Origin of the sequence: Sphingomonas sp. SKA58 (assembly GCF_000153545.1) — a bacterium.
In the GTDB taxonomy this organism is placed as follows: Bacteria; Pseudomonadota; Alphaproteobacteria; order Sphingomonadales; family Sphingomonadaceae; genus Sphingobium; species Sphingobium soli.
This window is the reverse complement of the sequence record NZ_CH959307.1, coordinates 759,127-785,169: the sequence shown is the minus strand read 5'-3', so window position 1 is coordinate 785,169 and position 26,043 is coordinate 759,127. Positions and strand designations below refer to the sequence as shown.

The following is a 26,043-nucleotide window of genomic DNA, read 5'->3' as shown; positions in this document are numbered from 1 at the left end:
GCTGGCAGGTCATGACGCATGACGCTTCTCCTTGCGCAGATCATCATAGCGTTCGACATTGGGCCATCGGTTCGCTGACCAGCTTGAGCGCCTGGGGCGCCGTCACCGGCGGCGTGGAGATCGGTTTTCCGTCGACCAGCCTATAGAGCAGATTGAGGATATGGGTCTTGGTCGGAACGCCAGCCTCCAGCGCCATGGTGACCGCCGTCAGCACCAGTTGCTCATCATGATGAAGAACCAGCGCCAGTATTTCGACCATTTCCCTGTCGCCGCCGGGATTGCGCAACAGATGTCGCTGCAGACGCTGGAACGCATCGGGTAGCTCAAGGAAGGGCGCACCGTTGCGCAGGGCGCCGGGCTTGCGCTGCACGACCGCCAGATAATGGCGCCAGTCATAAACCGTATGACCTGGACCGTCGTGAGAGCGGTTGATGATGCGCTGATGTGCGCAGATTGGCTGCCCCTCGGCGACGACCTGGAAGCGATCAGGATAGACGCGCAGGCTGACAGTGCGATTGGCGAAAGAGGCCGGTACGCTGTAGCGATTGCGCTCAAAGTGGATGAGGCACGTCGGCGATACCCGTTTGCGATATTCCACAAAACCATCGAAGGGCCTGCCCGCAACCATCAGACACTCAGATTCATCGGCCCAGGCATTGGCAACCGATCCGGGTTCGATCCCGTGAGGGATGTCCTCCCATAACGCCTTGCAGCGCTCCTCCAGCCACAGGTTCAGCGCATCAAGGCTTTCGACCTGCGGCGTGGGTTGCCACAGACGGTGCCGCGCATCCTGGACATTCTTCTCGACCTGCCCCTTTTCCCATCCCGCAGCCGGGTTACAGAACTCAGCTTCGAACAGATAGTGGCTGACCATCGTCAGGAAGCGTGCGTTGACGGTGCGTTCCTTGCCACGCCCGACCTTGTCGACGGCCGTGCGCATATTGTCATAGATACCCCGGCGCGGCACGCCGCCCAGCACGCGGAAGGCGTGATTATGGCGTCGAACAGCATCTCATGGGTTTGCAGCAGGTAGGCGCGCACGATGAATGCCCGGCTGTAACTGAGCTTGAAATGCGCGACCTGCAGCTTGGTCCGAACCCCGGCGATGATTGCCCAGTCCTCACTCCAATCAAACTGGAAAGCTTCCCCCGGCGCGAACGACAGGGGCACGAATGTCCCACGCCCGCCAATCTGTTGCTGGCGCCGATAATCTTCGCGCCAGTCCCGAGCAAAAGCGGCAACCCGGTTGTAGGATCCTTCATAACCCAGGCTCACCAAATCGGCGTGAAACTGCTTGATCGTGCGCTTCTGCTTGCGCGATCGGCCCATATCGCGCCGCAGCCAGGCCGCCAGATGCTCAGCAAATGGGTCCAGTTTGCTTGGTCGATCAGGCACCTTGAACCGCGGATCGATCGTCTCGGACCGCAAATATTTGCGGATCGTGTTGCGTGATAGTCCGGTGCGCCGCGTTATCTCCCGGATCGGTAGATGATCGCGAAAATGCCAGCGCCGGATAACGCTCAATAACGCCATGTCCAACACTCCATATACCCTCGCTTGTCAAAGCCAGGGACGAGTTCAACATGGGTCAATTCTCAGTGGAAATTTACGCCCTACCCGGGTCACTTCTCAGTGGAAATCAACAGCAACAGACCCTGCACTCCGTCGATGGCCTTGTCGTAATTCTCCTTCGTGGCGAGCTTGGAGGGATCGGAAAATATCCCTTTGAGAGTGCCGACCACCGCGCCGACTTGATCTGCGGTGGGGATTCCGGTGAATGCGGTGAAAGCAAGGCCGCCCCCTCGGCGCGCGATCTTGAGCCAGTCGATGCGCTTGAAGATGTCCTTTACGGCCAAGCCGGCCTGCGTGAGCAGCGGCCGTTGTTCAATAAGGCCGGTGACGATGCCCTCTATCAACGCGATCTTGGCATCCTCGAAACCTTGAAAACGCCAGCCGTTGAATTTGATGCAGAGGACGTCCTTATCCGAGCTGAGCCCGTTCTCGATCATCTCCAGGATGCTAGACTTGCCAGCGCCCCAATCGCCGTGAACTCCGATCGTCACGGCGCGCTCAGGTCTCTCGCGTAGCAGTTCGATGATGGTCCTTGCGATCGCCTCGTTGTTGAGAAGATCGACCTTTGTCTCATTGTCAGTGAGAATCATCCGCCCCCAGTCCCTCCCCGCGACTCGTGGTCGTTTAAAGTCCAGCTCAGACACTGCCGAAGCTCGCCGAGTTTCGCCATATGTTCTTACGTCACTCTCCTGCGAAGTAGATGGCGAACCAGTCTAGCTCTGCGGTCCATCCAACGGCACCGGCGCTCGCGCTCAATGCGTATAGCGACTGGGTTTGAGAAGCACGGGCAGCTTTGGCGAAACGACTGCCCGACTTCCTGCGTCCGGGCGCAGGATCGTCTATGAGAGCGCTGTCTCCAGGTTCGACCTGATTGTCTCCAATCGGCGGAGCCGTTGTCTCCAGCCTTCTCGTCGTTTTCAACAAGGCAACAAAGCCGCACAAAGGCACAAGGGATGGGGCGCAACCTTCGCCATCCAACGCTAGGAGCGGCCCATTCTTACCGATTTTCTGGAGACATTGTGGAGACAACGGGCCTGACCGAAGGCTTTGTCTCCAACAAAAAAGCGACTAGAAGGCCGCCAATCCGCTGTTTTCTTTGAGGAAAACTGGAGCGGGCGAAGGGATTCGAACCCTCGACCCCAACCTTGGCAAGGTTGTGCTCTACCCCTGAGCTACGCCCGCTCTGGCGGCCGGAGGCTGTGTTCCTCTCGGCGGGTGGCGGCGAACTAGCAGCGGTCTGCCATGGGGGCAAGGGGAGAATTGCAGAAAAGTGAAATTATCCTCCCGTAAGGATAAAAGTCACATTAGTTCAGCAGCTTGCCGCCAGATGGACGGCGTCCAGAAATCTGGAGCTGGATTGCGTCACGGGATCGATCGCCGTTCGCGCCGGCTTTTCACCTCACCCAAAACGCTCTATCGTCATGCCACAAGCGAAACTTTTTGACGCGGCGGATCATTTCGCGCCGCGCTTCGTAATCATCGACAGATTGAGAGGGACGGACCAGCCATGACATCCGATCATGTTACCCGCCGCGGGCTTTTCCAGGGCGGCGCAGCGCTTGCTGCGGCGGCTCCCCTTGCCACGCAGGCGAACGCCGCGCCGTCCGCTCCTGCCAAAAAAGGAACCCCGATGACGCCTGTCGAACTCACCGTAAACGGCCGGGAAGTCCATTTGCAGCTGGACCCGCGCACCAGCCTGCTGGATGCCTTGCGTGAGCATCTCAAGCTTACCGGCACCAAGAAGGGGTGCGATCATGGCCAATGTGGCGCCTGCACCGTCATCGTCGAAGGGCGACGCATCAACAGTTGCCTGACGCTCGCGGTGATGCATGACGGCGAACAAGTCACCACGATCGAGGGGCTGGGCACGCCCGAGGCCCTGCACCCGATGCAGAAGGCATTTGTCGTCCATGACGGCTACCAGTGCGGATATTGCACGCCGGGTCAGATTTGTTCGGCCGTGTCGGTGCTGGAGGAAATCAAGGCGGGCGTTCCCAGTCATGTTACCGAAAATCTCGATCGGGTCGCTTTCAGCGAGGACGAAGTGCGCGAGCGCATGAGTGGCAATATCTGCCGCTGCGCAGCCTATTCCAATATCATCGCCGCTATTAGCGATGTAGCCGGGGAGTCCAAGGCATGAAGCCTTTCACTTATGAACGCGCCAACAGCGTGGAAGCGGCTGCAAAGGCCGCAGCCTCAGTCCAGGGCGCGCGCTTCATCGCCGGTGGGACCAATTTGCTGGACCTCATGAAATTGCAGATTGAAACGCCGACCCATCTGATCGACGTCAATCGGCTCGGCCTTGACCGCATCGAAAAGACGGAAGAGGGCGGCCTGCGCATCGGCGCGCTTGTGCGCAATACCGATCTTGCGGCGGACACAACCGTGCGCCGCGATTATGGCGTGTTGAGCCGCGCGCTGGTCGCGGGCGCGTCGGGCCAGTTGCGCAACAAGGCGACGACGGCGGGCAATCTGCTCCAGCGCACCCGTTGCCCCTATTTCTACGACATCCGCATGCCCTGCAACAAGCGCAAGCCCGGCAGCGGCTGCGGCGCGCTCAAGGGCATGAGCCGCAGCCTCGCGATATTGGGCGTCAGCGATGCCTGCATCGCCCAGCATCCCAGCGACATGGCAGTGGCGATGCGCCTGCTCGATGCGCAGGTCGAGACGATGGGGGCCGATGGGACGAAACGCGCGATACCGATCGCCGATTTCCACCTGCTTCCCGGCGAAACCCCGCATAAGGAAACGGTGCTGAATGCGGGCGAGATCATCACCTCGGTGACGCTGCCCAAGCCAGTGGCGGGCACTCATGTCTATCGCAAGGTGCGTGACCGCGCCTCTTATGCCTTTGCGCTGGTTTCGGTCGCGGCGATTTTCGGCAAGGACGGAACCGCCCGGTTCGCTTTCGGCGGGATTGGCGCCAAGCCCTGGCGCACGGCGGAGGCAGACGCCGCCGCGAGCGAAGGCGCGAAGGCGGTGGCGCAGGCCGCGCTGGCTGGTGCACAGACGACCGAACATAATGATTTCAAACGACCGTTGGTCGAAAGGACGCTGGCATCGCTTTATCGCCAGCAGGAGGCACGGGCATGAAGTTCGATACCCCAGCAGGACCGAACCCGATCGACAAGGGGCGCGTCATCGGCGTTGCGCATGACCGGATTGATGGCCCGGCCAAGGTGACGGGCACGGCAGCCTATGCCTATGAACGTCACGACGCCGCGCCCAATGCCGCCTATGGCTGGATCGTGGGGTCCGCCATTGCCAAGGGCCGGATCGTCGCCATGGATCTGACCGCGGCGGAGGCATCGCCGGGCGTTCTGGGTATCGTCACCCATGCCAACGCCGGCAAATTGTCGAAAGGCAATATGAACACCGCGCATCTGCTGGGCGGCCCGCAGATCGAACATTATGAGCAGGCGCTGGCGCTGGTCGTTGCCGATACATTTGAAAATGCGCGCGCCGCCGCGGCCCTCGTTCGCATCGACTATGCGCCGGAAGATGGCAAATTCGATCTTGCGGCCGAGCGGCTGAACGGCGTCATTCCGCCGCAGGGCTTCGGTGGCCCGCCCGATACCAAGGCTGGCGATTTCGACGGCGCCTTTGCCAAGGCGGCGGTCAAGGTCGAACAGACCTACACCACGCCGGATCAAAGTCATGCGATGATGGAGCCCCATGCCAGCATCGCCGCCTGGAACGGCGACAAGCTGACGCTGTGGACATCGAACCAGATGATCGCCTGGAGCGTGGGCGACATGGCCAAGACATTGGGCATTCCCAAGGAGAATATCCGATTCGTGTCGCCCTATATCGGTGGCGGCTTCGGCTCCAAATTGTTCCTGCGCGCTGATGCGTTGCTGGCGGCGCTAGGCGCCCGTCAGGTGGGCCGGCCCGTCAAGGTGGCGATTGCCCGCCCGCAAATCCCCAACAATACGACGCACCGGCCAGCAACGATCCAGCGCATCCGGATTGGCGCGGACAAGGATGGCGTGATCGACGCGATCGCGCATGAAGTCTGGTCGGGCGACTTGCCGGGCGGCGGCGCGGAAACGGCGGCGCAGCAGACGCGGCTGCTCTATCGTGGCGAAAACCGCATGACCGCGCACCGCCTGGTCACGTTGAACCTGCCTGAAGGCAATGCCATGCGCGCACCGGGCGAAGCGGTCGGACTGCTCGCGCTGGAAGTCGCCATGGACGAACTGGCTGAAGCCTGCGGCGTCGATCCGGTCGAACTGCGCATCCGTAACGATGTGCAATTCGACCCCGAAGCCGGGCCGCAACGGCCATTTTCAAGCCGCAAGCTGGTGGAATGCCTGCGCGCGGGTGCGGATCGTTTTGGTTGGCAAAGGCGCAATCCCAAGCCAGGCCAGGTCCGTGACGGCCGCTGGCTCGTGGGCATGGGTATGGCATCGGCCTTCCGCAATAATCTGACGGAAAAGTCGGGCGCCCGCATCGGCGTGGACGGCAGTGGCAAGGTCATCGTCGAAACCGACATGACCGACATCGGCACCGGCAGCTACACGATCATCGCGCAGACCGCCGCAGAAATGCTGGGCGTCGATCTCGATCAGGTCACGGTCCGCCTGGGCGACAGCCGCTTCCCGGTGTCGGCCGGGTCAGGCGGCCAGTGGGGCGCCAACAGTTCCACCGCTGGCGTCTATGCCGCCGCTATGGCGCTGCGCGCCAAGCTGGCCGAAAAAGCGGGCTATGCGGCCGAGCAGGCGCAATTTGAAGATGGGCTGGTGCGGATGGGCAACCAGTCGCAGACCTTGGCGTCGCTTGCCGGCGCGCAGGGGCTGTGGGCCGAAGACAGCATGGAATATGGCGATCTCGATAAGAAATATGCGCAGGCGACGTTCGGTGCGCATTTCTGCGAGGTCGGGGTCGACATGGACACCGCCGAGGTTAGGGTGCGGCGCATGGGCGGGGCTTTTGCCTCCGGGCGTATTCTCAATCCCAAGTCGGCGCGCAGCCAGGTGATCGGCGCGATGACCATGGGCGTCGGTGCTGCGTTGATGGAAGCGTTGGACGTTGACACCCGTTTCGGCTTCTTCGTCAACCATGACATGGCCGAATATCAGGTGCCCGTGCATGCCGACATCCCGCATCAGGACGTCTTGTTCGTGGACGAACTGGACGACAAAAGTTCACCGATGAAGGCGAAGGGCGTGGGTGAACTGGGCATTTGTGGTGCGGGCGCGGCGGTGGCCAACGCAATCTACAATGCCACCGGTATCCGCCTGCGTGACTATCCGCTCACTATCGACAAATTGCTCAAGGCGCAGGCCGCCTGAACCAGTCGTCCTTGGTTTCGGGCGCAGTCGAGTAACAGGGCAAGCGCGCTTCCTGCTCCTCGACCGCGCTCGACGCCGGCGGCGCGCTCACACGAAGTTCGCCGCCACCTCGGCCGGTACGCGCAGGATTCGGCCCGATGCCTTGTCAATGATCGCCCAGGTGGATTTGGCCGCCACCTTCACTTTGTCATCCGGACCGATAAACTCGATCATCCGGTCGAACCGCGCCCCGCGCGGACCTTCGGGTATCCAGGTGCGCGCCGTCACCTTCTCCCCTTCCTTCACATTGCCGCGATAGTCCACTTCGTGACGGGTCACGACCCAAATATAGGCTTCGACATGGGCAGGATCGGCGTCCTGTCGCCAATGCTCCACCGACACCTGCTCCATCCACTGCACCCAGACGGCATTGTTCACATGGCCGAGTTCGTCAATATGCTCGGGCAGCGCGGTGATCTGTTTGGTGAAGCTCGCCGCCATCAGCCCTTCACCCCCAATTGCCAGAGAATGAAGGCGAACTCCTCGGCCGTTTCATGCAGGCTTTCGAACCGCCCGGACTTACCGCCATGACCCGCGCCCATATTGGTCTTGAGCAGCAGGATATTGTCGTCCGTCTTCGTTGCGCGCAGCCGCGCCACCCATTTTGCCGGCTCCCAATAGGTGACGCGCGGGTCGTTCAGACCGGCCGTCACCATCAGCGGCGGATAGGCCTGCGCTTTGACATTGCCATAGGGATCATAGGATTGAATGGTGCGAAACGCCTCTGCATCCTCGATCGGGTTGCCCCATTCCGGCCATTCGCCCGGCGTCAGCGGCAGGCTGGCGTCCAGCATCGTGTTGAGCACGTCAACGAAAGGGACATGTGCGACGACCGCGCCGAACAGATCGGGATCGGAATTGATGACAGCGCCCATCAGTTCGCCACCGGCCGACCCGCCCGAAATGCTCACCCGCCCTTTGGCGGCATAGCCGCGTTCGATCAGCCCTTTGGCCACATCGACAAAATCGGTGAAGGTGTTGCCGCGCTTGTCCAGTTTGCCGTCCAGATACCATTGCTGACCCAGATCATCGCCGCCACGGATATGGGCGATGGCGAAGGCGAACCCGCGATCAAGCAACGACAGGCGGCTCGTCGAAAAGCCCGGCTCCATCGCCATGCCATAGGCGCCATAGCCATAAAGATGCAGCGGCGCGCTGCCATCCTTGGGAAAATCGGCGGGATAGACGATCGACACCGGGATGTCCGTGCCGTCGCGCGCCGGGATCATCAGCCGCTCGGTCGCATAGCGGGTCGCGTCATAGCCCGACGGGATCTCCTGGACTTTCAGTACTTCCAGTTCGCCTGTATCCAGATGATAATCATAGATGGTGTCTGGCGTGACCATCGATTCATAGCCGATGCGCAGCTTCGTCACATCATATTCGGGATTATCGTCCAGGCTGGCCGAATAGCTCGCCTCCGGGAACGGGATGCGCTTGGCTTCATGCGTCGCATAGTCGCGCAACTCGATCTGGTCGAGCCCGTCCTGCCGCCCTTCGGTCACGTAGAAATGTTTGAAGAGGGTGAAATCGGTCAGATAGAAATGCGCGTCCGGGCCGATCACTTCCTCCCATTCGCCAGGGGCTTCCAGCGTCGCCTTCACCAGACGGAAATTGGGGTGGCTGTCGTTGGTGCGAATATACAGCGTCCCGCCATGTTCATCGACGTCATATTCGCGGCCGGGTTGCCGACCAGCTACCAGAAGCGGCGTTGCCGTGGGGTCATTGGCGGGCAGCAGCCACGCTTCGCTCGTCACATGGTCGCCGGTCGCGATGACGATATATTTTTCCGAGGAGGTAAGGCCGATGGATACGCGAAAGCCCTCGTCAACCTCGTGAAACAGCTCGACATCGCTGGCGACATCCTGTCCCAGCCAATGTAGCCGGGCATTGTCGGTGCGCCAACTTTCATTGGCGAGGCCATAGAGCAGCCCCTTGCTGTCCGACGTCCAGACCAGGGACGACAAAGTGCCGGGAATGATCTCTGGCAGCAATGACCCGCTTTCCAGGTCCTTGATCCGCGCCTCGAACCGTTCCGACCCGTTGGTGTCGATCGCATAGGCGAGGTAGCGCCCGTCCGGGCTGACCGAGAGTGCGCCAAGACGGAAATAGTCATGGCCATCCGCCAGTGCCGGTTCGTCCAGGATCAACTGGTCAGGCCCGCCCGCGGCAGGACGGCGATACCATTTGCGATATTGCGCGCCGATTTCGAAGGCGCGCCAGTAAACATAGTCGCCATCTTTTTGCGGGACCGACTGGTCATCTTCCTTGATGCGGCCCTTCATCTCCTGAAACAGCCGATCGACCAGAGGCTTGTGCGGCGCCATCGCGGCTTCGAACCAGGCATTCTCCGCTTCCAGATAGGCCAGAATTTCCTTGTTCTTGACGTCGGGATAGTTTGGGTCGCGCAGCCAGGCATAGGGATCATCCACGGTGATGCCATGATGGGTGACGCTGTGCTGACGACATGCGGCGATTGGCGGGGAAGACAGTGAGGATGGGGCAGGCTGCATAAGGTCGGTCATTAACTATCCATGTTCCAGACAGGGGCCGCGCTGGCATATGGCGGCGTGGCCCTCTATGTTGTCGACATTGTCGCCGGCGCAAGAGGCCGGAATGATCCAAGGAATGACCGATGTCCAGTTATGAAGATCGCCTGAAAGCCCTGCGCGCGCAGCTTGTGCGCCAGAAGCTGGACGGTTTCGTGGTGCCGCTGACCGACGAACATATGAGCGAATATGTCGGCGCCTATGCCCAGCGGCTCGCCTGGCTGACGGGCTTTCAGGGGTCGGCGGGCAGCGCCGTCGTTCTGCCGCAGGAAGCCGCGATTTTCGTGGATGGACGCTATACGCTGCAAGTGCGCGAACAGGTGGATGGGGCGCACTGGCACTATGAAAGCGTGCCACAAACCTCGATTGCGCAATGGCTGAAGGATCATGCGTCGCAGGGTGCACGGATCGGCTATGATCCCTGGCTCCACACGCGCAGCTGGGTTCGGCAGGCGACCGAAGCATTGGCCGAGCAGGGAGCGGAACTCGTCGCGGTCGACACTAACCCCATCGACGCTGTCTGGCCCGATCGCCCGGCGCCGAGCGACGCCCGCCTGGTCGTGCATGATGATCGTTTTGCAGGGCGCAGCGCGGCGGAAAAGCGCGCTGCCATGGCCGATTGGCTGACATCGAAGAAGGCGGACGCCGCGATCTTGTCGGCGCTCGATTCGATCGCCTGGACTTTCAACATACGGGGCAAGGATGTCGATCGCACGCCGGTCGCCCTTGCCTATGCCATCGTCCACGCCGATGCCACCGCCGACCTTTTCGTTGCGCCGGAAAAAATGGACGATGCCGTCGCTCAGCATCTGGGCAATGGCGTGCGCGTCCATGATCGCGCCGCCTTTGCGGACGCGCTGGCGGGCTTGCAGGGCAAGAGTGTGGTCGCGGACCCCGAACGCGCTGTCGCCGCCATTTTCGAGGCGCTGGAACAGGGCGGTGCCAAGGTGCTGGCGCTCCGCGATCCGGCCGTCCTGCCCAAGGCGATCAAGAACGACACCGAAATCGCCGGGCACAAGGCTGCCCAGGCGCGCGATGGCGCGGCGCTGAGCCGCTTCCTCCACTGGCTGTCGGTTGAAGCGCCCAAGGGTGGCCTCACCGAATTGTCCGCGGCAGATCGACTGGAGGCTTTCCGCAAGGATACTGGCCTGCTGGAGGATCTGTCGTTTGACACGATCAGCGGCGCCGGACCCAATGGCGCGGTCGTCCATTATCGCGTCGAGGAAAAGACCAACCGCCCGATCGAACCCGGCACGCTTTATCTGGTGGATTCGGGCGGCCAGTATCGCGATGGCACCACCGACGTGACGCGCACCATCGCGGTGGGCGAGCCGACCCAGGCCATGCAGCGCCACTTCACGCTGGTGCTCAAGGGGCATGTCGCGCTGGCCCGCGCCATTTTCCCGAAGGGAACGCGCGGCGGGCAACTCGACATTTTGGCGCGCCAGTATCTCTGGGCCGAAGGGCTGGACTATGCCCATGGCACCGGACATGGCGTGGGCAGCTTCCTGTCGGTGCATGAAGGACCGCAGCGCATCGCCACCTTTGGCGGTGGCGACGAACCGTTGGTGCCTGGCATGATTCTTTCCAATGAGCCGGGCTATTACAAGACCGGCGAATATGGGATCCGCATCGAAAACCTTGTCCTGGTGGAGCAGCGCGCCATCCCCGGTGCGGAAAAGGAGATGCTTGGCTTCGAAACGCTGACTTTCGCACCGATTGATCGCGCGCTGATTGCTGTCGACATGCTCAGCGCCGACGAACGCGCATGGGTGGACGCCTATCACGCCCGAGTGCTGGAGGTAGTCGGCCCGCAACTGGATGGCGACGCCCACATATGGCTTAAGGACGCCTGCGCGCCGCTTTGATGTCTAGCGCCGGGACGGGTGGGGCGGGGGCGACGCGTCCCCCTCTTCGCGGACAGCGTCCCGGCTCTGCGCCTTGCGACGGCGCAGATTGTCTCGCAAAGCCTGCGCCAGCCGTGCCTTTTTCTCATCCTGCGTTTCAGCCATGAAAGCGGCATAAGCAAAATTCATCATCCGCAGCAAGCCGCCTTGACACAAGCGGTTCTGGCGGTCATAGGCCCGGCCTCCAAAGGCGCAGATGGCGTTGCGGACCGGACGTAGGGCTGCCTTGGCTCGGCGGTAAGCGCTCCCTGAGAGGGGGCTTGCCGAGCAAAAGCGGGGCTGCGTAGGAAGTCACGGCGAACCTGCCGGCTCTGTAGAGCAGTCAGGAGAGCCGATCGAGTTGGTTTTGCTGCTGTAGCTCAGTGGTAGAGCACTCCCTTGGTAAGGGAGAGGCCGCGAGTTCAATCCTCGCCAGCAGCACCATTTCTCATCCTCAGAGCACGAGAAGAGCGCCGGGGCAAAGGGCCGCTCGATATCGTTCGCGTTTTGGCGACGGATCGGTCTGGTCTAACGGGGCCGGCGTCGCCGACGACAATAAGGACGCCGCTGTTCCTTGCACCAAACAGTCAGAAGGGCCTGGGCCGTCGGCAAATGGGGCATTTCACACTTTGCCCCATCGTCCGGGCAGAGCGAGGCTTTGCCACATATCCATTTATTCTGGCCTTGCTCCATATTCAAAGCTAACCAGCTCATATATATGACTTTGGAATATCCCATGTTTGCGACCCGCGATTTTATAATTCCAGGCGCGGTCAGCGACATGATGGCGCTCGCAAAGAGGGATATCGGCATCGCGTGCCTAGGTACGATGCCGCGCAGGTCGGCGCATCGTGACGTCGGCGACATTGATGGCGTCATCGAAATGGGCGGCACTTCCATTCTGCCGGGCGACCGCTTTTGGTGGACATGGAGGGCATATTGATCCGCTCTCCCGGCATAGCAAAGGGGACCGCATCGTGATCAAGGCCGATCCCCGATTGCCACGGTATCAGCAGATCCGCGACGATATCGCTGCCCGCATTGCGCGCGGCGAGTGGAAGGCGGGTGAGGCGATCGCGACGGAGGCGGAGTTGTCCAGCATCTATGGCGTCGCCATCGGCACCATCCGCCGGGCGATCGATGAGCTGGCCAGCGACGGCGTGATCGAGCGGGCGCATGGCAGAGGGATGTTCGTGCGGCGCGCCGATTTCAGTACATCCTTGTTCCGTTTCTTCCGTCTGGGATCGAGTGGAGAACGGTCGATCGCGCCGGACAGTCGGATATTATCCCGGTCATTGGCCACCCCTTCGGATATCGTCCGGGACAGGCTGCGCCTTGGTCCTGAGGAAAACGCAATCCGCATGATCCGTCTGCGGACCGACGGAGGCAAAGTGCTGCTGCGCGAGGAAATATGGCTATCGGCCACCCTGTTTGGACCGATACTGGATATGGACATCGCAATGCTGACGCCGCTTCTATATCCGGCCTATGAACGGCATTTCGGCCGCATCGTCGCGCGCGCGAAAGAGCGTCTGACAGTGGAGACCGCGGATGCGGACGTCGCGTGCGATCTGGAGGCGCCGGCCGGATCCAGTGTCGTGCGGATCGAACGGCAAGCGATAGATCATGCGGACCATCCTTTGGAATGGCGCACCTCCCACGGTCTGGCGGACCAGTTCGTCTACGAAGTCGACGTTCACTGACGGACATTCATCGGAAAGACATTTGACAGCCTCGTGCCGCTAATGTCATATAGATGACTATAGGAGTAGGTGAATGGTCGAGGGTGATTCCGCCCCATCAGATCGAAAGGCGGTAGCTGCTGCCAGCTTTGGCGGCTGGGCAGCCGATGCTTTCGATTATCAGCTGTTCGGTCTTGCTCTGCCCTTGATGCTCGCCAATTGGCATCTCAGCCCGCAGCAGGCGGGTTCGATCATCACATTCGGCCTTGGCTGTGCTGCTGTCGGTGGTCCGCTGGGCGGCCATCTGGCGGATCGTTTCGGACGCATCCGGATTCTCACCATATCGATCCTGGTTGTCGCCATTGCGACATTCGGGGCGGTCTTCGTCACCGCACCCTGGCAGTTGATGGTCCTCAAGGGTGCCCAGGGGCTGGGATTTGGCGCAGAATGGTCCGTTGGGGCGGTCATGCTGGCGGAGATCGCACCGCCGCGAAAGCGCGGATCTTTCCTGGGCATGATGCAAAGCGCCTGGTCGGTCGGCTGGGCGGCTGCCGTATTGGTGTATCTGGCGGCAACGCTCTGGCTCCCCGGCGATCTGGCCTGGCGCGCGATGTTTTTGATCGGCATAGCGCCTGCCGCCCTGATTTTCTGGTTTCGCCGGCGGCTCATCGCGCGGGAGCGGGCGCCAGGCGCGCTTAACAACGCGGGCATTGCGCCTCTGGCAGAATTTTCTGTCCGGAAACGACTGCTTCTCGCCTCGCTCGTCGGCCTGGGCGCGCATGGTGGTTTTCACAGCCTGTTCACCTGGCTGCCGACGCTGCTCAGCACAGTGCGGCTTTATTCTCCGACGCTAACCGGGCTTGCGCTGTTGCTGATGACGCTCGCCTTCGCGACTGGCTGCCTCGTGGCGGGATTTCTGTCGGACAGGCTCGGGCGGCGGCCGGTCATTGCCCTGTTCGCAACCTGCTCTGCCCTGTTCGCCCTGCTCTTTGCCCTCACCGATGGCGGGCCAGCGATCATCGTGATCCTTGCCTTGCCCGTTGGTTTCGCCGCCGGCGGCACGCCTGCGATATTGGGCTGCTGGTTTGCCGAGATGTTTCCCGCTCCCGTGCGCGGGGCCAGCGTCGGGCTGGCCTATAATGGCGGGCGGTTGGCGTCCGCCTTGCTGCCTGGCCTTATCGGCTGGGCATCGGCGGCGATGCCGCTCGACATTCTGATCGGGATCGTTGCTGCGGCCAGCTATGGCCTGGTCGTTCTTATCCTGCCGGCGCTGCCCGAAACCCGCGACGTCAATCTGATCGAAGGCGCGACCGCATGATCGCTCGTCGATCCTTCCTCCAAGGCGCGATCGCGTTTGCCGCGTCGCCAGCCTTTGGCAGGGATTTCCAAGGAACAGCCGCAATCGATACGCACGCCCATGTGTTCCGGCGCGACCTGCCCCTCGCGCAGCGCCGTCGCTACACTGTCGATTACGACGCCACGCTGCATGACTATCTGATCATGTTGCGCGCCAATGGCATGGCCAGGGGCGTTTTGATCCAGCCCAGCTTCCTGGGTTTCGACAACAGCTATCTGCTCCGTGCGCTCGAGCAGCATGGGGAGCAATTGCGCGGAATAGTGGCTCTGCCGCGCCGGACGCCGATCGATGACATGGCGCGTCTGGCAAAGGCGGGAGTCGCTGGCATTCGGCTGAACCTCATTGGCCGTAACGATCCCGACTTTGGCAGTCCTGAATGGCGCCGGCATCTTGCAGTCGTCGCACAGCTTGGCTGGCAGATCGAGATCCAATGCGAAGCCGCCCGGTTGCCCGGCCTTCTGCCGGCTTTGGTCCAGTCCGGAGCGCCGGTGGTGGTCGATCATTTCGGCCGACCCGACGCCGTCCTTGGCGTCAAGGATCCTGGCTTTCGCTATCTTCTGGAAGCTGCCGGCAACGGCCAGGTCTATGTAAAATTGTCGGCGCCCTATCGGATCGGGGCGAAACTGGCCGAGAACGCAGCGCCCCGGTTGTTGAACGCCTTTGGTCCGGATCGACTGCTCTGGGGGAGCGACTGGCCTCATACCCAGTTCGAAAATGTCGCTGATGCGGGCGAATGCCGCGGCGCACTTGACCGCTGGGTGCCTGACCCTGCCGCGAGATCCGCGATCCTCACATCCACGCCGACCCGACTATTTGGGTTCAAAGCTTTCAAGGCACGCTGATGTCCATGCAAAAGGCGGCCGGCGCCGCGCTCTTCCTGCTGCCTGCATTTCCCGCGACGGCCCAGACATCGAAGCTGGGGCTCGAACGACTGGTTAGGGATCAGGCTGCCGCGCTGGAAGCGCAGCAGGCACGGATCGATGCGCTGGAACGCCGCCTGGCCGCGCTGGAGCCTGTGGTGCAGGAAACGGCGGTCACCGCGGCTGAGGTGGCGAAGGCAAGGCCTGTCGTGGAAACGCGCCTCGACCGGCTGGAGCGACTGCGCAACCTGCCGGCTGGGAACGCGGCGATGCGGCCTGCTTCCGATCCGCTGACTGCACCATCGCCATCGCAGGCGGCCAATGTGGATGACGAAAGCTTTGACTGGACCAAGGGCCTGCCCCAGATCACCAGTGCAGACGGCAAGTCCGCCATGCGGCTTCGCGGCCGGATGCTGTTCGACACGTCGAGCAGCTTCGGGTCGAATTTCGACCGGCGCAACATCACCGGGACCAAGGCGCGCGCGATCCGATTGGGCGTCGAAGGCAAGCTTGGCGACATGATCGGCTATCAGGTCGAATTCGATCTGACCGACAATCAGGCCGCACTGCGCGGCGCCTATTTATCCTTCACCAAGAAATGGGGCGACAATATTTACGAATTGTCGCTGGGCAACAGGCTTACGGACCGGTCGATGGAAGGGGCGTCGAGCTCCGACAGCCAGCCCTTTCTGAAACGCAATGCCACAGCGCTGGCAACAGCCCCGCGAAAGGGATCGTTCGGCCTGGGCGCCATGGCGCGGGTCTATGGCAAAACCTGGCACGCCGCCGTTCAGCTCGACGGCAACGAAGCCAGCACCAATGGTAGCGTGAGCGACAGCACGACCCTGACCGGTCGGGTCCACTGGAATCCGTGGCGCAACAGTGAGGCTGTCGTCCATCTGGGGGCCTGGGGGTATCGCGAAGATTTTTCGAGCGGAGTCGCAAGCATCCCGCTCTCGACCCGCATCGGCGGCCGTTTCAACGAACTCATCACCGTCCAGGCATCCAGTCTGCTCGATCCCGATCATGGGCAAGCCTTTGGCCTTGAACTGGGGGGCGTCTACAAGAGTTTCTGGATGTTCGGCGAATATGGCGAGCGCGATGTGTGGGCGCGCGACAGTGCGGGCGGCCGGCATGTCGGCGTGCGCGCCGGATCGATCGGCACCGGTGTCTATCTGACCGGAGAGAAGCCGCCCTATGTCGCGCGCGGCGGCGTTTGGTCCAAGCCGCGGGTATTGTGGCCCATAACCGATGGCGGCTGGGGCGCGGTCGAAATTGCCGCTCGCTACGACCAAGTCTCCTATTCCGGCCCTCTGGGTGGCGAGGGCTATTCCACCACGCTGGGGCTCAACTGGTATCTGCTCGACTGGGTTCGCGTGACCCCGAACTGGATCCGCTGGCGCACCGAAAACCGCGCGGGCGCCTTTGCCGGCGCCGACGAAGGCAACACCGTGGTTGGCCGCGTCGCCGTTTCCTTCTGATTGCATGACATCTTCCCCGACAAAGGAAAGCTGATGACCATATCCATTGTACCGGACGGCACGTCCGCCAATTCCCATGCGTTGGTGAGCGAGATAGAGCGCCGGACGATGCGCAAGGTGGCGTGGCGGATCGTTCCCTTCCTGATCCTGTGCTATTTCATCGCCTATGTCGATCGGGTGAATATCGGTTTTGCCGCGCTCACCATGAACGCCGACATTGGACTGACGCAGACAGCCTTTGGTATCGGCGGCAGCCTCTTCTTTATCGCATATGTGCTATTTGAAGTGCCGAGCAACGTCGCGATGGAGAAGTTCGGCGCGCGGGTCTGGATCGCGCGGATCATGATCACCTGGGGTCTGGTCGGGATCGGCATGGCTTTTGTCACGGGCGCCTATTCCTTCTATGGCCTGCGCTTCCTGCTGGGGGCGGCGGAAGCGGGCTTCTTCCCCGGCGCGGTGCTCTATCTCGCGCAATGGTTTCCGCGCGCATATCGGGCCAGGATCGTGGCGACCTTCATGGTCGCAATTCCGCTGTCCAATTTTCTGGGATCGCCCATTTCCGCGCTGTTGCTCTCGCTGGATGGGATGGCGGGCTTTGCGGGGTGGCAATGGCTGTTCATCATGGAATCCTTGCCGGCCGTTCTGCTGGGACTGGTCGCGTTGTTCCTTCTGCCGAGCCGTCCTAAGGACGCGAGCTTCCTGTCGGCCGAAGAACGCAGCTGGCTGACAGACACGCTGGCGAACGAGCATGCACCGGGCACCGCAAAGCCCGGTTCGGTGTGGCGCACGCTGACCAATGGCAAAGTATGGGCGTTGGCAGTGGTGTATTGCGGCAGCTCCGCCACCAGCAACGCCTTGTCCATCTGGCAGCCGCAAATCCTCAAATCCTTTGGCCTGAGCACTTGGGAAACGGGACTATTCAATATGATCCCGTTTGGGTTTGCCGCCATTTTCATGGTCATCTGGGGCCGTATCGCTGATAAGACGGGAGAGCGGATGTGGTCGACGGCTATCCCCTTGGCGCTGACCTCGGTCAGCTTGTTCGCGACGCTGCTGACGGGGTCATTGACCATTACCATGATCCTGCTCACCCTTGTTCTGATCGGCAATTACGCCATCAAGGGGCCATTTTGGGCCCTGTCGACCGAAACGCTCCCACCCAGCATGGCCGCCGCAGGCGTGGCTGCCATCAACACCATAGCCCATCTCGGCACAGGCGGCGCAACATCCGTGCTGGGGCATATAAAGGATCAGACAGGCAGTTTTCCGATGGCGCTGATCCCGCTGGCGACGTTGACCATGATTGGCAGCATCACCACTTTGTTGATCGGCAGAGCGCAGCGCCAGCGCTGACGCGCTGGTCCGCCTGCTCGTCATGGCATGATGTATCCCATTCCGGTGCGCGTTGGGGGGGCGGACAGGATCAGGGTCGGTACCGCGCTGACGCCGGCGATCGAATGGCGTCGCGTGCTGACGGCAACCAGTCCGCCGGCAGCCGCGTGTCCAATATCGGCTCATGACGGGAAATGGACTGGAGCGTCTCCCGGCATCCAGGGGGATGGGCGCACCATCACCGTGGCAAACAGGTTCGACGACGTACAGGCGCGCAGCCAGCTTTTGACGGCCGGAAGCGCAAGAGTGTCGAACCAACCCTGGTCGACCGCGGCGAATTGTCGAATGAACGGCATAATGGCTGCGTCCGTCAGCCCCCATGCGCCACCGGCCAGATAGGGGGTGCACGCCAGCCTGCGCTCAAGCCTTTCGAGAAACGCCACCGCAGCGCTTCGATGATACAGAGCATCCGATCCATGACGCTCAGGATATTTATATCGATCAAGGTCATGCTTGAAAGGGCCGTCGTTCAGCGCGATCAGCTCCGAGTCATTGCGGTTCAACCAGCCGTCAGGATCATTCCGGGCCAATAGATGGCGCATGATGTCGAGGCTTTCGTCGATAACCCGGCCCTCGGGCAAGACGAGCACGGGGACAGTGCCTTTGGGTGAGGCCGCCAACAGAGCCTGCGGTTTTGCGGATAGCTTGACCTCCCGCAGTTCGACGCGGGCCTGGCTGGCGACCACAGCCATACGCGCGCGCATCGCATAAGGGCAGCGGCGGAAGCTGTAGAAGATAGCGTCAGTCATCTGACCTTGAAACACCCCTTGTATCCTTGCCGATCGCCATAGCCCCCTCGCCGGGCGCTGGTCGACTGGCGGGCGTCGACATGATCGGCTCGCCGCCCATCAGGATGAAGGCCAATGCCCACTTGATTTGCCTATTTTGGCGGCAACGATACCGGGAAGACGTCGGTGAAGGACAAAGGCATCGGCCCCGCCAGAAATATTCTGCAAACCGGAACGAACCGATCAGAACGAACAGGTTGGCCCCCGATGGGGTGAAAATCGCCTACATTTCCCAAAATATGAACGGTTGTCGTAGGCGGGGTTTGTTACGTTGTGCGTGGGTAATATCCTCGGTCGATAGCTGTGACGGTAAGTTGGTCCGAATATCCGAGGCTCTTCGCTATCGACACTATTATGCCCATATATGCGTTTAAGCGATTTGTGTGATTATCAGCTCCATCAGCGTAGCAAAGAAACTCATGCCAAGCATCCAAAACATTGAGTTCGTCTTGAAAGACGATGACTATCATATTGAGTGCTGCGACGGGTTCTGGCGCTGAAATGTCTACCCCACGATATTCCATGAGTGTTTTCAGTATTTGATAACGTTCTCTCTGTCGCTCCAATTCGGCATCATGTTCTCTCTGAAGATTTGCCGCTTGAGCGGGAGCCTTGTATGTAACCCAAACGGCGATCAAAGCCGCGATAAAGGCCAAAACGGAAGAAACGGCTTGCACAACCGTCGCGAGTTCTATCGTTCCCATGGTTCAAGATTAGCAAAGGAAACGTCGCTCTCAAGGTCTAACTCTAAATCGCAGACCTACGCACATTCTGTCGAATCGGCTATTCAACGCGCCGTCGCAGCCTTCGCCACATACCAACAGCTACATACCAACAGCTAATTGCCAGACTGGCTAGCCGGATAGGTCGTGGAAACTGCCCATAACCCGCCCGCGCGCCATGTGGGGCAGGGTAGGTGAGGCTAAGTCATTGAATTATTGGTCGGGACGAGAGGATTCGAACCTCCGACCCCCACACCCCCAGTGTGATGCGCTACCAGGCTGCGCTACGTCCCGACCGGAGGGCGCCCAATAGAGCCATGATCGCCCCGATGCAAGGGCTCAATCGCATTGGCGCGCGCGTCTCGTCCCATGTCCTTATCATATTGCCTCTGCCCCCTTGTCTGTGTTAGCCGCCCGCCCTTGATCCGTGGGTGCCGTGTGGCGGCCCGCGACCGACAGACAACAAGGCAGTCCCACCCATGTTCATTACCCCAGCCTTTGCCCAAACCGCGGGCGGGCAAGCCTCCGGCGCCGGTATCCTGGTGCAGATGGCGCCGCTGGTCCTGATCTTCGTCGTCTTCTATTTCCTGCTCATCCGTCCGCAGCAAAAGAAGATGAAGGCGCACAAGGCCAAGATCGACGCGGTGAAGAAGGGCGATCAGGTCGTCACCGGCGGCGGCCTGGTGGGCAAGGTGGTGCGCGTCGATGATATCTATGCCGATGTCGAACTGGCGCCGGGCATGAAGGTCAAGGCGGTCAAGGCCACGCTGACCGACGTCATCGATCCGATGACCGCCAAGCCCGCGAACGACTGAGCGGCGTCATGCTGAACTTTTCGCGCTGGGCGATCGCCGCGATCCTCCTGCCGCTCCTGATCGGCGTGCTGTGCGCCGTGCCGAGCTTCCTGCCCGACGCGGCCGTCGCAAAGCTGCCCGGCTTCATGCAGACGCGCGTCAATCTGGGCCTCGACCTTGCCGGCGGCAGCCATTTGCTGCTGGAGGCATCGACCCAGGACGTCGCCAGGCAGCGGCTGGTCAATATGGAGGAGCAGGTCCGCACCGAATTGCGGCGCGGCGACCCACGCATCGCGATCGGCGATATCTCCAGCCGCGATGGGAAGCTCAGCTTCATGGTCCGCGATCCGGCCCAGGTTGATGCTGCGGTCGAACGGATTCGTCCGCTGACCCAAGGGGCGGGCCTCACCGGCCAGCGCGACTTCAATGTCGAGGTGGTCAACAGCTCCACCATCGTCATCACGCCGACCGATGCCGGCATCGACAATGCAATCAAGAGCGCGATGGAAGTCGCGACCGAAGTGATCCGCAAGCGCATCGACGAAATGGGCACGCGCGAGCCCACGATCCAGCAGCAGGGCGACAATCGCATCGTCGTGCAGGTGCCGGGTCTTCAGAATCCCAAGGCGTTGAAGGACCTGCTCGGCCAGACCGCGAAGCTGGAATTCAAGCTTGTCGACACGGCCGCCAATCCGGCCGAAGTCGCGCAGGGCCGTGCGCCGGTGGGCAGCGAAGTCCTGCCCTATCCCGACAATCCGTCCGGCGTTCCCGTGATCGCGGTCAAGCGGCAGGTGATGGTGTCGGGCGAGGATCTGACCGACGCCACGCAGGGCTATGACCAGAATAACCAGGCGATCGTCAACATCCGCTTCAATGGCTCTGGTGGCCGCAAGTTCGGGCAGGTGACGTCGCAGAATGTCAATCGCCCCTTCGCCATCATCCTGGACGGCAGGGTCTTGTCCGCCCCCAACATCAACGAACCGATCCTTGGCGGCAGCGCGCAGATCAGCGGCAATTTCACCGTGGAAAGCGCCAATCAGCTCGCCATCGCGCTGCGCTCGGGCAAGCTGCCCGTCGCGCTGACGGTGGTGGAGGAACGCACGGTCGGGCCGGGCCTTGGCGCCGATTCGATCCGCGCCGGCCTCATCGCATCGATCATCGCAGTAGTCGCGGTCGCCGCCTTCATGTTCGTGAGCTATGGCCGTTTCGGCGTCTATGCCAATATCGCCGTGGCCATCAACGTTTTGGTGATCCTGGGCGTGATGGGCATTTTGGGCGCGACGCTGACGCTGCCGGGCATCGCCGGCTTTGTGCTGACGATCGGCACCGCGGTGGACGCCAACGTGCTCATCTATGAACGCATCCGTGAGGAGCGCCGACGTGGCCGCAACGTGGTGCAGGCGATCGAACATGGCTATAAGGAAGCCAGCCGCACCATTTTCGAAGCCAACGTCACCCATGCGATCGCCGGCGGCATCATGCTCGCGCTCGGTTCCGGGCCGGTCAAGGGCTTCGCGATCGTGCTGCTGATCGGTATTGCGACCAGCGTGTTCACCGCCGTCACCTTCACACGCCTGCTGGCGTCGCGCTGGGTCCGCGCCAAGCGGCCGACCGAAATCACGATCTGATGCGCGCGCGTCGCATCTCCGTTCGCCCTGAGCTAGTCGAAGGGCTGTTCTTTCTTCGGAAAGGGACTGGTCTTCAAGAAGGACTGGGCTTCGACAGGCTCAGCCCGAACGGCATTAGGTTTTAAGCCATGAAACTGCTCAAGCTTGTCCCCGACAACACCAATATCGGCTTCGTCGCGATGCGGAAATGGGCGTTCGCGCTCACTGCCTTGCTGACGGTGCTGGCGATTGGCGCCGTAGCCCATAGGGGCCTCAATCTGGGCGTCGATTTCGTCGGCGGCCTGATGATCGAGGCGAAATTCCCGCAGGCAGTGGAAACCGACAGGGTGCGCGCCACCATCGCCCGCCTGGGCGTGGGCGAAAGCTCGCTACAGCAGTTCGGCGATCCCAAGACGGTGCAAATCCGCCTGCCGCTGCCTGAGCAGGGCGGCGCGGGCGCGGCCAACGCGGTGGTGGAAAAGACCCGTAACGCGATGACGGCGCAGTTTCCGGGTGTCACCTTTTCCCGCTACGACACTGTGTCGGGCAAAGTGTCTGGCGAACTGATCCAGAACGGCATCCTGGCCGTGGTGCTGGCCGTGGTCGGCATCGCGATCTTTTCCTGGCTACGCTATGAATGGCAGTTCGGGGTCTCGACCTTCGTCGCGATCATGCACGACGTGCTGATGACGCTCGGCTTTTTCGCCATCACCCAGCTGGAATTCGACCTCAACATCGTGGCGGCGGTGCTGACGATCGTGGGCTATTCGATCAATGACAAGATGGTGATCGACGACCGCATCCGCGAAAATATGCGCAAATATCGTAAGATGGACATGAAGGCGCTCATCGACCTGTCGGTCAATGAAACGCTGCCGCGCACGGTGATGACGTCGCTGACCATTCTGCTGGCACTGGGTTCGCTGCTGCTGTTTGGCGGCCATGTGTTGCGGGGCTTTACCGCCGCGATGATGCTGGGCGTCGTCGTGGGGACCTATTCGTCCATCTATGTGTCCTCTTCGCTGCTAATCTCACTGGGCCTCACCCCGCAGGCGTCGGAGAAGAAGGCGTCGAAGGCCGGCCTTGCCGCCCAGGCGGAGCGTGTCGGGCCGCGCGATGACGGGGCGCGACCCTGACCGATTCGGGCATCAAGCTGCGCCGTGACGAGAGCGGGCAGGGGCCGATCGTCACCGGCTTTCAGGGGCGCGGCTTTCGCGTGCGCGATGATGTGTTCCCCGATGGCCTGCTCCTCAGCCCGGTGCGCGCCATGGCCTGGACCGATGCGCCGCCGATCAATGCGCTCGACATAGCGCAGTTCGACGATCTCCTGAGCCTCGACCCTGCGCCGGAATTCATGCTGCTGGGCACGGGCGCTGGTCTGCGCCAGCCACCACGGCCCTTCGTGCGCGCGCTGGAAGCACGGGGCATCGGCGTCGAAGCGATGGACAGCCGCGCTGCTGCGCGCGCCTGGGGCGTGTTGCGCGCCGAGGAACGCTGGATCGTCGCGGCGCTCATGCCGCTCTGAGAGTCCTGGCGCTAGACCAGTCCCAGCCGGGTCAACTCGCCGAGCATGGCGGGCGGCATCGCCTCCAGATCATCCGCTTCGCCGCCGCCCAGGTCCGGCGGCGCGTCCTTGTCCTCCAGATAGCGCCATCCCTGATGCGCGCGCTTGGGGATGGCGCGCACCGGGATCAGTCGGGGCGCCAGCCGCACCCAATATCGCCCTTGGCCCGTTTCCTCAAAACCAAGCAGCGGGCTGCGGCCGATGATGGTGTGCGTGTGGATCCAGTAGAGCGATCCGCCCGCCATCTCCTCGACGCGCTTGGGCAGATAGCGGGTAGTGATCCGCGCCTCGCCCAATCCGGCCTGGCTTTCCAGCCAGGCGCGCAGCGACGCGGGGCCTTCGCTGCGGAAGGCGATCTTGGTCATATGGAGGGGCATTACGGGTTTAAATGGGCGCTCGGATCAGCTCGTCAATCCCGCCGCGGTCGCCAACCCCAGGAAAGCGAAGAACCCCATTGAATCCGTGATCATCGTCACGAAGATGGAGGATGCGACAGCCGGGTCCAGGTTCATCCGGTCAAAGGCCAGCGGGACCGACGCGCCGGCCAGGCCCGCCGTGATGATGTTCGTGACCATGGCGGCCGCGATGACGCCGCCCAGCGCCATATTCTGGAACACCAGCGACACGCCGATCCCCAGCACGATGGCGACGGTCACGCCATTCAGCACCGCGACGCGAATTTCCCGCAAGATGGTGCGCCGGGCGTTGGAGCCGGTAATCTGGTTGGTGGCGAGCGCGCGCACGGTCACGGCCATCGTCTGGCTGCCGGCATTGCCGCCCACCCCCGCGACGATCGGCATCAGCGTCGCCAGCGCCACCATCTGCTGGATCGTCCCTTCGAAAATGCCGATGATGGTGGATGCGACCAGCGCGGTCAGCAAATTGGTGAGCAGCCAGCGGACCCGCGCGCGATAGCTGTCGAGCACCGGTTCGTTGATGTCGCCTTCGCCCGCGCCCGACAGGCGCAATATATCCTCGCCCGCTTCCTGGCTGATGATGTGGACGATGTCGTCCACCGTGATCATGCCTACCAGCCGGCCGGAGCCGTCAACGACGGCGGCCGAGATCAGCGCATATTTCTGGAAGCGCAGCGCCACTTCCTCCTGGTCCATGTCGACGGGGATCAGCGTCTGCTCGCGCTTCATGAGGTCGCTCATGGGCACGCCGCGCGGGCAGGTCAGGATCCAGCTGAGCTGGCAGGTGCCGATCGGCCGATGGCCTTCATCGACCACAAAGATTTCCCAAAAATCCCGCGTCAAATCGCCGCTGTCGCGCAGATAGTCGATCACCTGTCCGACCGTCATATGCTCGGGCACCGCGACCAGGTCGCGCTGCATCAGGCGGCCGGCGGATTCCTCCGGGTAGGCGAGCGCGCTTTCGATCGCGGCGCGATCCTCAGGCTCCATCGCCTCCAGCACAGCCTGCTGGTCGGCTTCCTCCAGATCCTCGATGATCGCGACCGCGTCATCGGTGTCCAGTTCGGACGCGAACTCCGCCACCTGTTCCGGCGCCAGCGCGCCGATCAGGTCGTCGCGCACATAATCATTGAGTTCGGACAGGACTTCCGCGCCGACCAGGTCGCCCAGCGCCGCGGCAATATCGGCACGCCGGTCGGACGGGGCCAGTTCCAGCAGGTCGGCAATGTCTGCGGGGTGCAGCGGCGACACCAGCTCGCGCGCTTTTTCGCTGTCGCCATCCTCGACCGCGTCGAGCACGGCCGTCAGATATTCGGGCTTCAGCCGGTCGTCCTCATCGTGGCTGGCCTCCGCCGCCTCGATCACCGGGTCTTCGAAATCATCCCCATGCACCAGGGGTTCGGCCACATCGCCGCGCTCGCTCATGGCGCCCCCTACTGTCCGGTTCCTGTAACATATCGTCGCTTTCGCCCATGCCCACCGGAAATGCAATAAGGAGACAGCGCTTCCATCCCCTTCATTAGCCTTTATATGGGCTCCATTCCCATGTCCCCGGCAAGAGAGGATTTTTCATGGCCGACGAAACGCTCACCCTCACCCTCGACAGCGGCGGCGACGTCGTCATCAAGCTGCGCCCCGACCTTGCGCCCGGCCATGTCGCGCGCATCGTCGAAAATACCAAGGAAGGCTTCTACGATGGCGTCGTCTTCCACCGCGTCATCCCCGGCTTCATGGCGCAGGGCGGCGATCCGACCGGCACCGGCATGGGCGGCCATCCCGACAAGCCCGACCTCAAGGCCGAATTCAGCCGTCAGCCGCATGTGCGCGGCGTTTGCTCGATGGCGCGGGCGTCCAATCCCAACAGCGCCAACAGCCAATTCTTCATCTGTTTCGACGATGCGACCTTCCTCGACGGCCAATATACCGTCTGGGGCGAAGTGACGTCGGGCATGGAGCATGTGGACGCGCTGCCCAAGGGCGAGCCGCCGCGTACGCCCGGCAAGATTGTCAAGGCGACCGTCGCCTGAACTGGCAGCGGGG

At 62.0% G+C, this 26,043-nt stretch carries 23 protein-coding genes, 3 tRNA genes and 1 pseudogene; 16 read left to right on the top strand and 11 right to left on the bottom strand.

The window, feature by feature from the left end; translation table 11 throughout:
- Positions 1-9: 9 nt before the first annotated feature.
- From istA to SKA58_RS13200, 3 genes and pseudogenes are all read right to left on the bottom strand, one after another.
- Positions 10-1,533 (bottom strand): annotated as a pseudogene (gene istA / locus SKA58_RS13210) (IS21 family transposase).
- A gap of 89 nt (positions 1,534-1,622) precedes the next feature.
- The gene (locus SKA58_RS13205; protein WP_009822945.1) at positions 1,623-2,162 is read right to left on the bottom strand and encodes a KAP family P-loop NTPase fold protein; all 540 of its coding nucleotides are present in this window, start codon (positions 2,160-2,162) and stop codon (positions 1,623-1,625) included.
- Positions 2,163-2,679: 517 nt separating this feature from the next.
- A tRNA-Gly gene (locus SKA58_RS13200) sits at positions 2,680-2,754 on the bottom strand.
- 325 nt (positions 2,755-3,079) lie between these two features.
- On the opposite strand from SKA58_RS13200, the gene paoA reads away from it, so the two are divergent.
- The 3 genes from paoA to paoC are packed head-to-tail and all read left to right on the top strand — an operon-like array spanning position 3,080 to position 6,866.
- A complete protein-coding gene (paoA, locus tag SKA58_RS13195; RefSeq protein ID WP_009822944.1) occupies positions 3,080-3,712 on the top strand; it encodes an aldehyde dehydrogenase iron-sulfur subunit PaoA in 633 nt (210 codons plus the stop codon).
- Complete coding sequence (locus SKA58_RS13190; protein WP_009822943.1) at positions 3,709-4,665, top strand: FAD binding domain-containing protein; 957 nt, start codon at positions 3,709-3,711, stop codon at positions 4,663-4,665. Before paoA ends, SKA58_RS13190 begins: the two co-directional genes overlap by 4 nt.
- Positions 4,662-6,866 carry an aldehyde oxidoreductase molybdenum-binding subunit PaoC gene (gene paoC / locus SKA58_RS13185; protein WP_009822942.1) on the top strand — a complete coding sequence of 735 codons (2,205 nt, stop codon included), beginning with the start codon at positions 4,662-4,664 and terminating at the stop codon, positions 6,864-6,866. The genes SKA58_RS13190 and paoC overlap by 4 nt, the downstream gene beginning before the upstream one ends.
- Before the next feature lie 87 nt (positions 6,867-6,953).
- Here the strand turns inward: paoC and SKA58_RS13180 are convergent, their stop codons facing one another.
- Together SKA58_RS13180 and SKA58_RS13175 are read right to left on the bottom strand one after the other, a co-directional pair.
- Positions 6,954-7,346, bottom strand: a complete 393-nt coding sequence (locus SKA58_RS13180; protein WP_009822941.1) for an acyl-CoA thioesterase — start codon at positions 7,344-7,346, stop codon at positions 6,954-6,956.
- A complete protein-coding gene (locus SKA58_RS13175) occupies positions 7,346-9,430 on the bottom strand; it encodes a S9 family peptidase (RefSeq protein ID WP_009822940.1) in 2,085 nt (694 codons plus the stop codon). The genes SKA58_RS13180 and SKA58_RS13175 overlap by 1 nt, the downstream gene beginning before the upstream one ends.
- A 110-nt stretch (positions 9,431-9,540) precedes the next feature.
- Here SKA58_RS13175 and SKA58_RS13170 point away from each other — a divergent pair, with 110 nt between their 5' ends.
- A complete protein-coding gene (locus SKA58_RS13170; RefSeq protein ID WP_009822939.1) occupies positions 9,541-11,322 on the top strand; it encodes an aminopeptidase P family protein in 1,782 nt (593 codons plus the stop codon).
- A 3-nt stretch (positions 11,323-11,325) separates the two neighbouring features.
- Here SKA58_RS13170 and SKA58_RS19885 read toward each other — a convergent pair whose 3' ends face one another.
- On the bottom strand, positions 11,326-11,493 hold the full coding sequence (locus SKA58_RS19885) for a hypothetical protein (protein WP_156784203.1): 168 nt from the start codon (positions 11,491-11,493) through the stop codon (positions 11,326-11,328).
- Between the two features lie 216 nt (positions 11,494-11,709).
- Between SKA58_RS19885 and SKA58_RS13160 the strand changes: the two genes are divergently transcribed.
- The 7 genes from SKA58_RS13160 (at position 11,710) to SKA58_RS13130 (ending at position 18,073) form a co-directional block, all read left to right on the top strand.
- Positions 11,710-11,784, top strand: a tRNA-Thr gene (locus SKA58_RS13160).
- 292 nt (positions 11,785-12,076) lie between these two features.
- Positions 12,077-12,283 (top strand): hypothetical protein, encoded by a 207-nt coding sequence (locus tag SKA58_RS20090; protein ID WP_198005962.1) that lies wholly within the window; start codon positions 12,077-12,079, stop codon positions 12,281-12,283.
- Between the two features lie 34 nt (positions 12,284-12,317).
- The gene (locus tag SKA58_RS13150) at positions 12,318-13,043 is read left to right on the top strand and encodes a GntR family transcriptional regulator (protein ID WP_009822936.1); all 726 of its coding nucleotides are present in this window, start codon (positions 12,318-12,320) and stop codon (positions 13,041-13,043) included.
- A 73-nt stretch (positions 13,044-13,116) separates the two neighbouring features.
- On the top strand, positions 13,117-14,340 hold the full coding sequence (locus SKA58_RS13145) for an MFS transporter (protein ID WP_009822935.1): 1,224 nt from the start codon (positions 13,117-13,119) through the stop codon (positions 14,338-14,340).
- Positions 14,337-15,221: an amidohydrolase family protein gene (locus tag SKA58_RS13140; RefSeq protein WP_009822934.1), complete on the top strand. Its 885-nt coding sequence runs from the start codon at positions 14,337-14,339 to the stop codon at positions 15,219-15,221. The genes SKA58_RS13145 and SKA58_RS13140 overlap by 4 nt, the downstream gene beginning before the upstream one ends.
- Positions 15,221-16,720: an OprO/OprP family phosphate-selective porin gene (locus SKA58_RS13135; protein ID WP_009822933.1), complete on the top strand. Its 1,500-nt coding sequence runs from the start codon at positions 15,221-15,223 to the stop codon at positions 16,718-16,720. The genes SKA58_RS13140 and SKA58_RS13135 overlap by 1 nt, the downstream gene beginning before the upstream one ends.
- Before the next feature lie 33 nt (positions 16,721-16,753).
- Positions 16,754-18,073 carry an MFS transporter gene (locus tag SKA58_RS13130; RefSeq protein WP_050763047.1) on the top strand — a complete coding sequence of 440 codons (1,320 nt, stop codon included), beginning with the start codon at positions 16,754-16,756 and terminating at the stop codon, positions 18,071-18,073.
- A gap of 161 nt (positions 18,074-18,234) precedes the next feature.
- Here the strand turns inward: SKA58_RS13130 and SKA58_RS13125 are convergent, their stop codons facing one another.
- The 3 genes from SKA58_RS13125 to SKA58_RS13115 all read right to left on the bottom strand — a co-directional run bounded on the left by SKA58_RS13125 (position 18,235) and on the right by SKA58_RS13115 (position 19,916).
- Positions 18,235-18,861 (bottom strand): glutathione S-transferase, encoded by a 627-nt coding sequence (locus SKA58_RS13125; RefSeq protein WP_009822931.1) that lies wholly within the window; start codon positions 18,859-18,861, stop codon positions 18,235-18,237.
- A gap of 305 nt (positions 18,862-19,166) precedes the next feature.
- Positions 19,167-19,604, bottom strand: coding sequence for a DUF6680 family protein (locus tag SKA58_RS13120; protein ID WP_037543169.1), 438 nt, complete (start codon positions 19,602-19,604; stop codon positions 19,167-19,169).
- A gap of 235 nt (positions 19,605-19,839) precedes the next feature.
- Positions 19,840-19,916: transfer RNA gene (locus SKA58_RS13115), tRNA-Pro, on the bottom strand.
- Between the two features lie 185 nt (positions 19,917-20,101).
- Here SKA58_RS13115 and yajC point away from each other — a divergent pair.
- From yajC to SKA58_RS13095, 4 genes are all read left to right on the top strand, one after another.
- The gene (gene yajC, locus SKA58_RS13110; RefSeq protein ID WP_009822929.1) at positions 20,102-20,437 is read left to right on the top strand and encodes a preprotein translocase subunit YajC; all 336 of its coding nucleotides are present in this window, start codon (positions 20,102-20,104) and stop codon (positions 20,435-20,437) included.
- Between the two features lie 8 nt (positions 20,438-20,445).
- Positions 20,446-22,044: a protein translocase subunit SecD gene (gene secD, locus SKA58_RS13105; protein WP_009822928.1), complete on the top strand. Its 1,599-nt coding sequence runs from the start codon at positions 20,446-20,448 to the stop codon at positions 22,042-22,044.
- Positions 22,045-22,172: 128 nt separating this feature from the next.
- Positions 22,173-23,159: a protein translocase subunit SecF gene (gene secF, locus SKA58_RS13100; protein WP_009822927.1), complete on the top strand. Its 987-nt coding sequence runs from the start codon at positions 22,173-22,175 to the stop codon at positions 23,157-23,159.
- Positions 23,160-23,206: 47 nt separating this feature from the next.
- Entirely contained in the window at positions 23,207-23,548 is a 342-nt protein-coding gene (locus SKA58_RS13095) for an MTH938/NDUFAF3 family protein (protein WP_083784895.1), read from the top strand.
- Positions 23,549-23,559: 11 nt separating this feature from the next.
- Here SKA58_RS13095 and SKA58_RS13090 read toward each other — a convergent pair whose 3' ends face one another.
- Together SKA58_RS13090 and mgtE are read right to left on the bottom strand one after the other, a co-directional pair.
- Positions 23,560-23,964, bottom strand: coding sequence for a DUF1489 family protein (locus SKA58_RS13090; RefSeq protein ID WP_037543168.1), 405 nt, complete (start codon positions 23,962-23,964; stop codon positions 23,560-23,562).
- Positions 23,965-23,988: 24 nt separating this feature from the next.
- The gene (gene mgtE, locus SKA58_RS13085) at positions 23,989-25,428 is read right to left on the bottom strand and encodes a magnesium transporter (protein ID WP_009822924.1); all 1,440 of its coding nucleotides are present in this window, start codon (positions 25,426-25,428) and stop codon (positions 23,989-23,991) included.
- A 146-nt stretch (positions 25,429-25,574) separates the two neighbouring features.
- Between mgtE and SKA58_RS13080 the strand changes: the two genes are divergently transcribed.
- On the top strand, positions 25,575-26,030 hold the full coding sequence (locus SKA58_RS13080; RefSeq protein ID WP_009822923.1) for a peptidylprolyl isomerase: 456 nt from the start codon (positions 25,575-25,577) through the stop codon (positions 26,028-26,030).
- The last annotated feature ends 13 nt before the right edge of the window (positions 26,031-26,043 follow it).

What these genes read in the sequence shown, in the direction of transcription:
- SKA58_RS13205 (WP_009822945.1), bottom strand. Translation starts at nt 2,162, where the DNA reads ATGATTCTCACTGACAATGAGACAAAGGTCGATCTTCTCAACAACGAG.
- paoA (WP_009822944.1), top strand. Translation starts at nt 3,080, where the DNA reads ATGACATCCGATCATGTTACCCGCCGCGGGCTTTTCCAGGGCGGCGCA.
- SKA58_RS13190 (WP_009822943.1), top strand. Translation starts at nt 3,709, where the DNA reads ATGAAGCCTTTCACTTATGAACGCGCCAACAGCGTGGAAGCGGCTGCA.
- paoC (WP_009822942.1), top strand. Translation starts at nt 4,662, where the DNA reads ATGAAGTTCGATACCCCAGCAGGACCGAACCCGATCGACAAGGGGCGC.
- SKA58_RS13180 (WP_009822941.1), bottom strand. Translation starts at nt 7,346, where the DNA reads ATGGCGGCGAGCTTCACCAAACAGATCACCGCGCTGCCCGAGCATATT.
- SKA58_RS13175 (WP_009822940.1), bottom strand. Translation starts at nt 9,430, where the DNA reads ATGACCGACCTTATGCAGCCTGCCCCATCCTCACTGTCTTCCCCGCCA.
- SKA58_RS13170 (WP_009822939.1), top strand. Translation starts at nt 9,541, where the DNA reads ATGTCCAGTTATGAAGATCGCCTGAAAGCCCTGCGCGCGCAGCTTGTG.
- SKA58_RS19885 (WP_156784203.1), bottom strand. Translation starts at nt 11,493, where the DNA reads ATGATGAATTTTGCTTATGCCGCTTTCATGGCTGAAACGCAGGATGAG.
- SKA58_RS20090 (WP_198005962.1), top strand. Translation starts at nt 12,077, where the DNA reads ATGTTTGCGACCCGCGATTTTATAATTCCAGGCGCGGTCAGCGACATG.
- SKA58_RS13145 (WP_009822935.1), top strand. Translation starts at nt 13,117, where the DNA reads ATGGTCGAGGGTGATTCCGCCCCATCAGATCGAAAGGCGGTAGCTGCT.
- SKA58_RS13140 (WP_009822934.1), top strand. Translation starts at nt 14,337, where the DNA reads ATGATCGCTCGTCGATCCTTCCTCCAAGGCGCGATCGCGTTTGCCGCG.
- SKA58_RS13135 (WP_009822933.1), top strand. Translation starts at nt 15,221, where the DNA reads ATGTCCATGCAAAAGGCGGCCGGCGCCGCGCTCTTCCTGCTGCCTGCA.
- SKA58_RS13130 (WP_050763047.1), top strand. Translation starts at nt 16,754, where the DNA reads ATGACCATATCCATTGTACCGGACGGCACGTCCGCCAATTCCCATGCG.
- SKA58_RS13125 (WP_009822931.1), bottom strand. Translation starts at nt 18,861, where the DNA reads ATGACTGACGCTATCTTCTACAGCTTCCGCCGCTGCCCTTATGCGATG.
- SKA58_RS13120 (WP_037543169.1), bottom strand. Translation starts at nt 19,604, where the DNA reads ATGGGAACGATAGAACTCGCGACGGTTGTGCAAGCCGTTTCTTCCGTT.
- yajC (WP_009822929.1), top strand. Translation starts at nt 20,102, where the DNA reads ATGTTCATTACCCCAGCCTTTGCCCAAACCGCGGGCGGGCAAGCCTCC.
- secD (WP_009822928.1), top strand. Translation starts at nt 20,446, where the DNA reads ATGCTGAACTTTTCGCGCTGGGCGATCGCCGCGATCCTCCTGCCGCTC.
- secF (WP_009822927.1), top strand. Translation starts at nt 22,173, where the DNA reads ATGAAACTGCTCAAGCTTGTCCCCGACAACACCAATATCGGCTTCGTC.
- SKA58_RS13090 (WP_037543168.1), bottom strand. Translation starts at nt 23,964, where the DNA reads ATGCCCCTCCATATGACCAAGATCGCCTTCCGCAGCGAAGGCCCCGCG.
- mgtE (WP_009822924.1), bottom strand. Translation starts at nt 25,428, where the DNA reads ATGAGCGAGCGCGGCGATGTGGCCGAACCCCTGGTGCATGGGGATGAT.
- SKA58_RS13080 (WP_009822923.1), top strand. Translation starts at nt 25,575, where the DNA reads ATGGCCGACGAAACGCTCACCCTCACCCTCGACAGCGGCGGCGACGTC.